A 12,080-nucleotide genomic window follows, 5' to 3' on the forward strand; every position below is an offset into this window, starting at 1 on the left:
AGTTTTATTACTGGTTGTATACTAGTGCCTGTTAAAGGTTAAAAAACTTTTCTCGCAAGCTTTAGGCCGATGTGACCTTGATTTGTAGTAAATGACCCGAATATATTAAGGGCAATCCAAAGGCTGTTTGGCTTAATTATCGCCATGAGCGCCGACTTAATAAATATAAATGAGTAACTACGACACCGTGACTTCTAACTCAGCCCCCGCCCTGACTGCCATCCAGACTAAATACCTGCCTTATGTACTAGCCGTTGCATTATTCATGCAAATCTTGGACGCTACCATTTTAAATACAGCATTGCCGAAGATGGCGGTTGCTTTGGGGGAGTCGCCTCTTGAGATGCAGTGGGCTGTCATTAGCTATGCACTAACTTTGGCTATTTTTATTCCTGTGAGTGGTTTTTTGGCGGATAAATATGGCACGCGTCGAACCTTCTTAGCAGCAATCGTTATCTTCTGTCTAGGCTCATTACTGTGTGCGGCAGCATCTGACCTTAGTTTCTTGATTGCCTCAAGAGTCATTCAGGGTATTGGCGGCGCAATGATGACGCCAGTGGCGCGGCTGATATTGGTGAAGTCCTACCCTCGCAATCAGCTTCTTAGCGTTATGAACTTTGCGGTGATTCCGGCTTTGATTGCCCCCCTATTAGGTCCATTGATGGGCGGCTATATTGTGCAATACGCCAGTTGGCACTGGATATTTTTGATCAATATACCGATGGGGCTACTCGGGCTATTCATGGGCCTACGACTCATACCAGATATTAAGGAAGTCACAGGCAGGCTTGACTGGCGCGGTTTTATTCTGTTTGGGTCTGCTGCCTGTCTGATGACCCTTGCGGTGGAGATGTCCTCGCAACAAGGGCGCTTTAATTTTGCGGTTATGCTCGCTGTAGGGGCGCTGTCACTACTGGTCGCCTATTACTGGCATGCTCGGCGTCGCCCTAAGCCACTATTCCCGCTGAGTCTATTTAGCGTGCGTACCTTCCGAATAGGCATCGTGGGCAATCTTTTTACTCGCTTGGGTATTAGCGCCGTGCCTTACCTGTTGCCGCTATTATTACAAGTGGTATTTAAATACACCCCCTCGCAGGCAGGCTGGCTACTAGCGCCGATTGCCGTGGGGGCTATTGGCATTAAACCCTTTGTGAGTAAGACGATTCAGCGTTTTAGCTACCGGAAGGTTTTGGTCGTTAATACTACCCTACTTGGTATTCTAATTTTGCTGCTTGCCCAGTTTGACGCGAGCGTACCTTGGTATTGGTTCATCCCTGTATTGACAGTGATGGGCGCGTGCAACTCCATGCAGTTTAGCGCCATGAATACCATTACTATTGGTGACTTAGAAGGAGCGCAGACCAGTAGTGGCAATAGCCTGATGGCGGTGAACCAACAGCTCGCTATGAGCTTTGGTATTGCCTTTGGTGCGGCAGTACTTAACATCCTAATTGATAATTATCAGATTGATACCCTTGCTGCGTTCCAGACCACCTATTGGATATTAGGTATTCTTACTATCGCCTCAGGGTTGTACTTTCTACGCCTGCAATCGCATGATGGAGATGGCTTGTATTAATAGGCTTCAGTGCTACTTCTTAAGCAGTCGAATCAGATTGATTCACCCGCTTCATAAGCTCTTCGGCACTCTCAACCCGTTCAGAGTAGCGATCGACCAGATACAGTGCATGGTCACGCGTCAATAGTGTGAACTTCATCAGCTCTTCCATAACATCGACAACGCGCAGATAATAGCCAGATGGCTTCATGCGCCCTGCGTCGTCAAATTCTAAAAAGGCCTTAGGGATGGATGACTGGTTAGGGATGGTCAGCATACGCATCCAACGGCCCAAAATTCGCAGCTGATTGACCGTATTAAATGACTGCGAGCCGCCGCAAACTTGCATTACGGCTAGTGTCTTACCTTGGGTAGGTCGCACCGCGCCTATGGACAACGGAATCCAGTCAATCTGTGTCTTCATAATACCAGTCATCGAACCATGGCGCTCAGGTGAGCACCAGACCATCCCCTCGCACCACTCAACGGCATCTCGTAGCTCCTGAACCTTAGGGTGACTGGTATCGGTAGCGTCTGCTAAAGGTAAGCCTTTTGGGTTAAAGATTTTGACCTCAGCGCCCATCGCTGTTAGCAATCTAGCGCATTCTTGTATCACTAGCTGACTATATGAGCGCTCTCGCAGCGAGCCATAGAGTAATAAGAATTTAGGGGCGTGAGTGGATATTGTTCGCTCGAAATCATTGATGGTAGGAATTTTGAATTGTTCAGTATCGATATTAGGTAGGGTTGATCCAGTCATGGTGTTGTCTTCACTTTTCCATTATTAATTTACTAGTGTTAAGTAAATATATTTTTTAAATCAATTATATAGCAATTAATTCGTAAGCTGTTCAAAAGCTTTTGCTTGCTTATCAGCTGGCAATAGCACTATCTTTTTCAGCCTCTCTACCCTTGCTTCAATTTTTTTAATCGTTTGCGCAAAATCAACAACCGTCTGCACGTCACTTTCAGTACTTTCAGTATCTTTTGAAGGATCGGCAAGACCCCAATGTAGCTTGGGAGTATTCCCAAGCCATAAAGGACAAGTTTCTCCTGCAGCATTATCACAGACTGTAATGACCACATCAGGAACGAAGTCACCCATATAGTCCGAATCCGCCCATGAATTACTCGTTAAACCATCAGTAGTATAGCCAGCCTGAGTTAGATACTTTAGGGTCAATGGGTGTATTTCTCCCGCAGGCGAGCTACCCGCACTTTTGGCAAGTAATAGCCCCTTGCCTAGTTGGTTGGTAATCGCTTCGGATAAAGCACTTCGGCAACGATTATGGGTGCATATATAGAGGATTTTTAATGGTGCAGCTGATGACAAGTCTTTATTATTATCCATGGCGCTATCCAACGTTGAGTAATTATCGTAATTTCTAATTTAGTTAATAACTCACCTACGGGTTCAGTACATTTAGCCAGATAACGAGTGCTGATAACGTCGCAAGGAGTACTGGCAAGGTCAGAATAATGCCTACCTTAAAATAGTAACCCCAAGTGACTTTGAGGTCCTTGCTGGCGAGCACATGTAGCCATAGCAAGGTTGCAAGCGAGCCTATTGGTGTAATTTTTGGCCCAAGATCACAGCCGATGACGTTGGCGAAGATCATAGCCTCAAGTGTCTGAGGCGTGGTTACTGCTTGGTCAATGGCGAGCGCTTGGATGAGCACCGTCGGCATATTGTTCATTACCGATGACAGTGCTGCTGATAGCATTCCCGTGCCAAGCGTCGCCGCCCAAATCCCTTGGTCGCTTAACATCGTCAGTACGGAAGCTAGATAATCCGTCAACCCCTGATTTTTCAGACCAAACACTACCAAATACATGCCGAGTGAGAATATTACCACGTGCCAAGGCGCGCCTTTGATTACTGGCTTTAAGTCAATCTTTCGTTGTGTGAGCACGACAATGCTGAGTACCAACGCGCCTATACCAGCAATCAGGCTAATCGGAATACCTCTTGGCTCAAGTACAAAAAAGCCAAACAGCAGCGCTGCCAGTATTATCCAGCCGGTGATAAAGGTGGCTTTATCAACAATAGCGCCATCAGGGTGAGCGACGTTAGTGACCTCATAGCTGGCTGGAATGTCTCGGCGATAAAATAAATATAACACCAATAAAGAGCTTGCAACGGCGACAAGGTTCACCGGTATCATAACCTGAGCATAGCGATTAAAGTTCACCTCAAAGAAGTCTGCTGAGACAATGTTAACCAAATTAGAGACGACCAGCGGTAAGCTGGCGGTATCCGCTATAAAACCTGCCGCCATAATAAAGGCCAGCGTCGTGGCTGGCGAGAAGCGCAAGTTAATCAAGATAGCAATGACAATAGGTGTCAGTATTAATGCTGCCCCATCATTGGCAAAAAAGGCAGCCACGAAGGCACCAAGCAGTACGATAAATAGAAATAATCGCTTGCCACTACCGCCGCTAGCTCGGGTAACATGCAGAGCAATCCAGCGAAAAAAACCTGCTTCATCTAACAAAAGACTAATAATAATAATCGCAATAAAAGCAAAGGTCGCGTTCCAGACAATATCCCAAACGATAGGAATATCCGTCCAGCTGATCACACCAGACAATAGCGCTATCCCAGCACCAATGGCAGCAGTCCAACCGATACTCAGTCCCCGTGGCTGCCAGATAACAAATATAAGGGTAATAATAAATATTGCTGCGGCAATAAGCACAATAGTGTCTCAATTTTATAGTGAATTTTGACCCATACAATTTCAGGACAGCTTCGTCCAACGCTACTTTTGAGTAGTAAGTTGGTGAACAATCCCTTATAAGCGTTGGTGGAATGGGGTAGTTGTGCTACCATACACGCATAAAAATTATATTCATATAAGTGAATATAACGAGAGCTTACAATATATATTCGGAAAAGTAAATATATGCAACTTTACCCTGTCACTTTCTTTAAAGCTTTGAGCGATCCAACCCGTCTAAAGCTGGTATTGTTGTTAAGGCAACATGAGCAGATGTGTGTCTGCGATTTGACACAGATTTTGGCGCAGCCGCAGCCGACTATCTCGCGGCATCTTAATCATCTAAAACGTGCCGGTATTTTGGTCAGTGAACGTCGGGGTACTTGGATGTGGTATGCATTAGACCCCTCTTTACCTGATTGGTGCCAAGAGGTCATTCATAATATTAAGCTAGATAGTGATGTCTTGCTTGACTCAAATACAGGCTCAGATACAGAGTGCTGCTAGCGAGTATCGTTAAGGCGTCAACCTGTTAGATTTGACACAAAGTCACTGGAATAAATTTACGTCCGCCTCCGTCATCTCGTGGCTTCTAGCCAGTAAATTTATTCCAGCTACTCTTTTACGTATCAGCTTTAAATAGGATTAATTAGATACGAGTTAACTCGCCTAGACGAGTAGACTGCCAAGATTGCCCTCAAGCATGACGAAGCACTAATCTAAGATAGCAAATCAAATATCCACCAAAACTTCGATATCACAGTAAAGCTCCATCAGCGCTACGGTAAGCTGCTGCCGACTATATCAGACGCAGAAGCAGCTAATTGATTTAGGATTTGAGCTAAATACTCACTTACTTTTAGTAGTCAGCATGATTGTCATCGCTACCTATGGTCATGCCAAGTGGCGCCGCAATCCTCTGGGTAGACCAACTGCTAATAAATCACCAGACATTGATATAGAGTTTTATCCTGTTCTGACATCTGCACCATTAGACTTAAAGCCTGTAATAGCCCTACCTTTTTCCCCTATAAATAACTAACTTTAATAACTAATTTTCCATTAATTTCTTTAACTGTAAGATCTAAAACTCTTAATTTAAAATCACCCATACGCTTGTAGTCGTGATCTTCTACATCTAACTGATATCTGAAATTATTGTCGTCATTTAATTAAAAAAGACCTGAGATATCAGGTCTTTTTTAATGGCTAGAGAATACAATAAATTTGATTAAACCAAGTCTAAGAAATCCGCGACGAACTCGCTAGCAGGATTGGCGATCAAGGTAGCTGGCGTGCCGACTTGCTCAATTGCACCATGGTTCATAACGACAATCTCATCCGAGACATCCCTAGCCTCTTCCTGATCATGGGTTACCATAATACTGGTCACCCCCAGTTCATGGTGGATATTTTTGAGCCAAGTCCTCAGCTCTTTTCGTACTTTGGCATCGAGTGCCCCAAAGGGTTCGTCAAGTAACAGCAATCTTGGCTTTACTGCTAAAGCGCGTGCTAAAGCAATACGTTGGCGCTGGCCACCAGAGAGTTGATGCGGATAAGCGTTTGCCAAGTTTGGTAACTGAACCAGTTCTAACAGTTCAGTGACTCGGCTTTGAATATCGGCCTTACTAGGTCGTTTGTCTTTTGGCAGCAGAGTCAAGCCAAAAGCGATATTGTCGGCGATGGTCTTATGACGGAACAACGCATAATGCTGAAACATAAAACCAATATGCCGCTTTTGCACTGGTGTATGGGTCACGTCTTCTCCATCGAATAGTATCTGACCATGATCGGCGTATTCAAGACCAGCAATGATACGTAGTAAGGTGGTTTTTCCACAACCAGATGGCCCCAGTAAGGTCACCAATTTCCCTGTGGGAACACTAAGACTAATATTATCTAAGGCGACAAAATTGCCAAATTTTTTGTTAACGTGTTGAATATCTATGCTCATTTTGCTTATGCTCTTTTGTTGCTGTAGTAATGAATTATTTTAATTACTTAGGCTATTTATCTAGGTGCTTATACTTAGCATGTGGAGCTATTACTTAGGTACAAGCCAATACTTAGGTACAAGCCAAGCCTTAAACCTCTTCAACTTTCACTCTGCTGTTTTTAAGTTCAAGATTATTGCTCACATCACTGGCTACAGTTGGCGTGGCGGTCACTAATGTCGGGGCAGTAATAGCCTCACGATTTTCACCTTTGGCATATTTGCGCGTCTGAAGCTTAGTCATAACTTGCTGAACCAGCAAAGTAATAAGGGCCAATGCTGCTAGCAGACTTGATAAAGCAAAGGCAGCGGTAAAGTTATATTCATTGTACGCAATCTCTACCAATAGTGGCATGGTATTGGTCTCTCCGCGAATGTGCCCTGACACCACACTTACCGCGCCAAACTCCCCCATTGCCCTAGCATTGGTGAGAATAAGTCCATATAACAGCGCCCACTTAATATTAGGTAAGGTTACGTGCCAGAAGACTTGCCAACCAGACGCCCCTAGTGTCAGTGCCGCCTGCTCCTCACTATCGCCTTGTGATTGCATGAGCGGAATTAGCTCACGAGCAACAAAAGGAAAGGTGACGAATAATGTCGCAAGAACAATACCAGGAACGGCGAATATCACCTGAATCCCCATGGATTCAAGCCAGCCTCCTACGGTAGAGTTTAAGCCAAACAACATGACGAACATCAGACCGGCCACGACAGGCGACACCGAAAACGGTAAGTCTAATAGCGTAGTGACCAGCTGCTTACCTCTAAACTGATAACGCGTCACTAACCAAGCAATAGCAATCCCCATCACCATATTGATAGGCAATATTATAGCGGCAGTTAGTAAAGTCAGTTTGATCGCCGAGACTGCCTCTGGCTCTATTAATGAGGCAACGTACAGCTCCCAACCACCTTTAAACGCCTCATAAAAGACTGCCAATAAAGGGACAACTAACATAACTATCATAAATAAAGTCGCGATAACGATAAAAGTACGACGAACCCAAGGGACGTCTCGAGTCGCCGCATTATTTTGATAGTCATAGCTATTGGAGATTTGCATGAAGTTACTTCCTGAAGTGCTGATCTACGTTGTGGCTTGGTATTGAACTTGGTTTTAAATTCAGTTTTGAAGCTTGTATCTTAAATCGCTTAGGGCTTACTTGGCGCCAACTCGTCGCGACAATCGCCACTGCAATAGATTAATAGCTAATAGAATAATGAACGATATCATGAGCATAAATAAAGCTACTGCCGATGCACCTTGGATGTCGAACTGCTCTAGCTTACTAATAATAATCAGCGGTAGTATCTCTGATTGCATAGGAATATTGCCCGCGATGAAGATGACAGAGCCATACTCACCTGTTGCCCGAGCAAACATCATCCCTGCACCCATTAATAGCGCTGGTAATAATTCTGGTAATATCACCGTTCGAAAAGTAGTCAATCGGCTAGCGCCTAAGACGGCAGCAGCCTCTTCAAATTCTACCGACAGCTCTTCTAATACAGGCTGAACGGCGCGAACAATAAAGGGAAAGCTGACAACGACCAAAGCCAGCCAGATGCCCAGTGGCGTAAAGGCCACCTGAATACCTAACTTAGCAAACCACTGACCAATCAAGCCATTGGGTGCGTACAGAGTCGCTAGCGAGATACCGGTCACAGCCGTGGGTAAAGCAAATGGCAAGTCAACTAAAGCGTTAATTAATGACTTACCCCAAAATTCGTAGCGCACTAACACCCAAGCCACTAGAGTACCGAAGACCATATTAGTGAGCATCGCATAAAACGACATCTTTAATGACAGCACAATAGCGGCGGTCACTTGCGGCTGGCTAATGGTCTGCCAAAACCCTGCCCAGCCCATCTGTGAGGTGGTAAATGCCATCATTGCAAAGGGCAATACCACAAGTAGTGAGAGACTTAGAACGGTGATACCCATTGACAGGCCAAAGCCTGGCAAGACATTGCGCTCTCGCAATCGAGTAAGCCAAGAGCGCTTAACATAAGCCCCTTTGGCGGTATTTGGCGTTGATGGATGTGTCATTAATGTCTCAAAGCCTTACTGATTTTAGTAGTAGATAATACTGGTAATAGACAATACTGAGTAATCATAGCCTACTTGTATTAAGGTTATGATTACTCTTGGAATACTATGGTAGTTAGCGCATTGGTAATGAATGCAAGTTACTTGCGAGCACTATTACTGGGGATTGTTAGTAGCCAATTGATCAAATACCCCACCATCGCTAAAGAAGTTACTCATAATCTCATCCCAAGTACCAAAGGCATCGTTAGGACGGAAGGTATCGACTGGTGGTAGCTTGTCACTGTTGGCAGCTAATACACTCTGAACACTAGGACGCAAGTACAGATCAGCAGCCAACTGCTGAGCAGGCTCGCTCCATAGATAGTCGAGATAGGCTTTTGCTGCATCAGTAGTTCCTTTTTTGTCCGTTACGCTATTGACGACAGCGACCGGACTTTCAGACTTGATAGAGTATTTTGGGTAGACGATATCTACTTGGCCTTGGCCAAATTTTGTAGCGGCTAGATTAGCCTCATTCTCAAAAGTGATGAGAACATCACCAATATTGCGCTGAACGAAAGTTGTCGTTGCTGCACGGCCGCCGTTTTCGTAGACTTTGACATTCTTGAGCATGTCTTTGACGTAGCCTTGAGCTTGTGATTCGTCATTATTAAAGGCATGTAGACCGTAGCCATAAGCCCCTAAGAATGCATAGCGACCATTACCTGTCACTTTAGGGTTAGCCATGACGATCTCAAGGCCTGGCTTGGTCAGATCCTGCCAATCATTGATGGCTTTCGGGTTATCTTTACGCACCAAGAATACGATAGTACTGGTAAAGGGCACTGCATGATCTGGAAACTGAGCTTCCCAATCATCAGCGACCAAACCTTTCTTCTGTAGTAGCTCAATGTCTGAGCCTTGGTTCATGGTAGCGACATCAGCTTGTAGACCATTAGCAACAGACAAGGCTTGCTTACTTGAGCCGCCATGAGATTGCTTAATACTAATATTGACACCTGGATTCTCACTCTTATAGTGCTCTATGAACATTGGGTTATAGTCTTTATAAAAGTCTCGCGCCACATCATAAGAGACGTTTAACAGCTCAATATCTTGGCCATCAGTAGCCGCGGCAGGCGCTTCGCTATCTGCTGTGGCAGTCTCTTCACTAGGTGTCTTATTACATGCCGTTAAGCTCAATGCAGCAGCAGCGATCGCGGCCGTAGATATGACTTTTGCATAAGTAAAATAACTAGCATGATTATGGCTTTGTGGTAATGTTGACTTGTTTATTGATATTTTCATAATGACCTCAATGCGCAGAGCGCCTTTTAATATTCAGCTAATATTCAAATCATATTTAACAGATAGATATTTAAAGGCTAATTATTTGGATGACAGTTATCTAATTTGATGCGCCCATGCTAGCAGTGGTTAGTTATTATGTTTAATGATGAATAAGGGTATCGTAGTGAAGAAAAGGAATATAAGATGATGGATTTAGTATGCAGTCTTGAATACTGCTAAGCATGAAATACAATATAGATGCCAAAAAGGTGACTGTTATTAGTCACCTTCTTATTTATACAGATAAATCTAAATAATCATTAGCGATATTGAATATAACGACCCAGCTATCACGCCTTATTATGACACTGTATCTATGACGCTCCATCAACAGCGCTATTTTTGGCTAACTTATCAAACTCCCCTCCTTCTACAAAGAAGGTCTGCATGATTTGTGGCCAAGGGCCAAATACTTCAACAGGGTTAAACATCTCAATATTGGGAAGCGTGGCTTCATACTTGGCTAATACTTGAGGATCGCTTGGTCGTAAATAAAGCTTGGCCATTTGCTCTTGAGCAGATTGATCCCAAAGAGACTGCAAGTAATCATGCGCCACTTCACGTGTTCCTTTTTTAGCAGCCACCTTATCTACCACAGCCACAGGATTATCTATGCGAATAGAGTAACTCGGATATATCACCTCTACTTGACCCTTGGCGAACTTATCAGCCACTTGATGCGCCTCATTCTCTGTCGTGATTAGCACATCTCCCATACCCCGCTGCGTGAATGTGGTAGTAGCAGCGCGTGAGCCATTATCATAAGTGACGATATTAGCTAATAATTGATGAATGTAGCGATTAGTGGCTTGCTGATTATTGTCAAACTGCTTTAAGGCAGCACCATAAGCAGCTAAAAAAGCATATCGAGCCGTACCACTGGTCTTAGGGTTGGGCATGACTACCGCTATGTCTGAGCGACTCAAGTCTTGCCAATCATTAATATGCTTTGGATTGTCCGTTCTTACCAAGAACACTATCGTACTGGTATAAGGAACAGCGAGATTGGGGAAGGCTTGCTGCCAATTGGCATCTACTACGCCTTTTTCTACCAGCAATTCGATATCAGTCTCTTGGTTCATGGTCACTACATCAGCTTGTAGGCCGTTGGCGACAGACAAGGCTTGCTTACTTGAACCACCATGTGATTGACCAATATGAACGCTGACTCCAGGATGGGCCTCTTGATATGTCTGAATAAATTCAGGGTTGTAGTCTTTGTAAAAATCTCGTGATACATCATATGAGACATTCAGCAAGTTAATCTTTTGCGCCGCAGAACCATCACTGCCACTATTGGTACTGGTATTAGAGGGAGCCTGATCACAGCCTGATAACACAGTCATCATAGTTAGCAGAGCCGCAATGCCTAGTTTCTCGGTTACCTTCAACGGCATGACTGAAGATAATGCTGCTAAATGGAATTTTAGGAACTCGGATAAGGTGAGATGGGCGACTTTGGCAGGCATTTTGACCTCTATAAATAATATATATTTAAAACTGAGTAATGCCGATATGCTAACAGTAGTGTGGATTCTTCTTTAAAGATATATTTAGCTATCGAAAGATTAAAACGGAATAATTAACCAAAATCGCTTTGGTTTATAAATATGGTCATACTATTTATTCGTATCAAACAAGATATAGAACTAATTTTAATCAACAAAATTTTATATTATTAGGCATAATAACTTGGCTGAATCTTACTTTAGCTTTAATTAAGTGACATTATGAGGAAGTTACATGAATTTAGAAAAACCAATCAAAGCGGATGAGATAAATCCTTATCAAGCACCGCTTACCCAGACCAGACCATCATCTGTAGACGCTGCCAAACACTATTATGTGGTCTCTGCAAAGAAGTTCTTCGCTCTTTTTTTTGCCACACTAGGTTTATATACCCTTTATTGGTTTTGGGAAAACTGGACAATTTGGAAGCAGCGTACCGGAGATAGTATCTGGCCGGTCCCCAGAGCCATATTTAATATATTTTTTGTTCATAGCTTATTTAAAAAGATACATTCTGACGCCTCGCAGGTGTCTAGCTCATCATTACCTAGTCTACAGCTCCCTGCCACTATATTTATACTCTGCCAGATAGCCATTAATGTTAGTGATAGTCTAGTATCTGATGCTACGGTTACGCCAGGTATGCTGCTGCTAATCCTGCTATTAGCCATTAGCTCATGGTGTTTATGGTTAGGGCAAAAACAAGCGAATATAGCCAGTTTAGATAATGAAGGCAGCCAAAATAGCAAATTCACGGTTGCCAATTATATATGGTTGGTGCTTGGGTCGATATTTTGGATACTTATTTTTATTGGGATGGTTAGCGAATCAATGAGGTTGGTATAAGCTAGGTGATAAATTAATATTCTAAAAGGCTCGTTAATCATGACTATCTTTGGGCTATAAGGCACCCAT

At 43.7% G+C, this 12,080-nt stretch carries 12 protein-coding genes; 3 read left to right on the forward strand and 9 right to left on the reverse strand.

Going from position 1 to position 12,080, the window contains the following annotated elements:
- Positions 1–169 precede the first annotated feature (169 nt).
- On the forward strand, positions 170–1,579 hold the full coding sequence (locus EGV92_RS09120; RefSeq protein ID WP_131668944.1) for a DHA2 family efflux MFS transporter permease subunit: 1,410 nt from the start codon (positions 170–172) through the stop codon (positions 1,577–1,579).
- A gap of 19 nt (positions 1,580–1,598) precedes the next feature.
- Here the strand turns inward: EGV92_RS09120 and arsH are convergent, their stop codons facing one another.
- The 3 genes from arsH to EGV92_RS09135 all read right to left on the reverse strand — a co-directional run bounded on the left by arsH (position 1,599) and on the right by EGV92_RS09135 (position 4,257).
- Entirely contained in the window at positions 1,599–2,318 is a 720-nt protein-coding gene (gene arsH / locus EGV92_RS09125; protein ID WP_131668945.1) for an arsenical resistance protein ArsH, read from the reverse strand.
- Positions 2,319–2,393: 75 nt separating this feature from the next.
- Positions 2,394–2,909 (reverse strand): arsenate reductase ArsC, encoded by a 516-nt coding sequence (locus EGV92_RS09130; protein ID WP_131668946.1) that lies wholly within the window; start codon positions 2,907–2,909, stop codon positions 2,394–2,396.
- Positions 2,910–2,964: 55 nt separating this feature from the next.
- Positions 2,965–4,257: an arsenic transporter gene (locus tag EGV92_RS09135; RefSeq protein WP_131668947.1), complete on the reverse strand. Its 1,293-nt coding sequence runs from the start codon at positions 4,255–4,257 to the stop codon at positions 2,965–2,967.
- Between the two features lie 207 nt (positions 4,258–4,464).
- On the opposite strand from EGV92_RS09135, the gene EGV92_RS09140 reads away from it, so the two are divergent.
- Entirely contained in the window at positions 4,465–4,785 is a 321-nt protein-coding gene (locus EGV92_RS09140) for an ArsR/SmtB family transcription factor (RefSeq protein ID WP_131668948.1), read from the forward strand.
- Positions 4,786–5,306: 521 nt separating this feature from the next.
- Here the strand turns inward: EGV92_RS09140 and EGV92_RS14310 are convergent.
- From EGV92_RS14310 to EGV92_RS09170, 6 genes are all read right to left on the reverse strand, one after another.
- The gene (locus EGV92_RS14310; RefSeq protein ID WP_341352812.1) at positions 5,307–5,390 is read right to left on the reverse strand and encodes a hypothetical protein; all 84 of its coding nucleotides are present in this window, start codon (positions 5,388–5,390) and stop codon (positions 5,307–5,309) included.
- Between the two features lie 119 nt (positions 5,391–5,509).
- On the reverse strand, positions 5,510–6,232 hold the full coding sequence (locus EGV92_RS09150) for a sulfate/molybdate ABC transporter ATP-binding protein (RefSeq protein ID WP_131668949.1): 723 nt from the start codon (positions 6,230–6,232) through the stop codon (positions 5,510–5,512).
- Positions 6,233–6,362: 130 nt separating this feature from the next.
- Positions 6,363–7,337, reverse strand: coding sequence for a sulfate ABC transporter permease subunit CysW (cysW, locus tag EGV92_RS09155; protein WP_131668950.1), 975 nt, complete (start codon positions 7,335–7,337; stop codon positions 6,363–6,365).
- A 96-nt stretch (positions 7,338–7,433) separates the two neighbouring features.
- On the reverse strand, positions 7,434–8,324 hold the full coding sequence (gene cysT, locus EGV92_RS09160) for a sulfate ABC transporter permease subunit CysT (protein WP_131668951.1): 891 nt from the start codon (positions 8,322–8,324) through the stop codon (positions 7,434–7,436).
- Between the two features lie 156 nt (positions 8,325–8,480).
- On the reverse strand, positions 8,481–9,614 hold the full coding sequence (locus tag EGV92_RS09165; RefSeq protein ID WP_131668952.1) for a sulfate ABC transporter substrate-binding protein: 1,134 nt from the start codon (positions 9,612–9,614) through the stop codon (positions 8,481–8,483).
- Between the two features lie 356 nt (positions 9,615–9,970).
- Positions 9,971–11,125, reverse strand: coding sequence for a sulfate ABC transporter substrate-binding protein (locus EGV92_RS09170; RefSeq protein ID WP_131668953.1), 1,155 nt, complete (start codon positions 11,123–11,125; stop codon positions 9,971–9,973).
- Between the two features lie 274 nt (positions 11,126–11,399).
- Here EGV92_RS09170 and EGV92_RS09175 point away from each other — a divergent pair, with 274 nt between their 5' ends.
- Positions 11,400–12,011 (forward strand): hypothetical protein, encoded by a 612-nt coding sequence (locus EGV92_RS09175; protein WP_131668954.1) that lies wholly within the window; start codon positions 11,400–11,402, stop codon positions 12,009–12,011.
- Positions 12,012–12,080 lie beyond the last annotated feature (69 nt).

Source organism: Psychrobacter pygoscelis, assembly GCF_004335015.1.
GTDB lineage: Bacteria > Pseudomonadota > Gammaproteobacteria > Pseudomonadales > Moraxellaceae > Psychrobacter > Psychrobacter pygoscelis.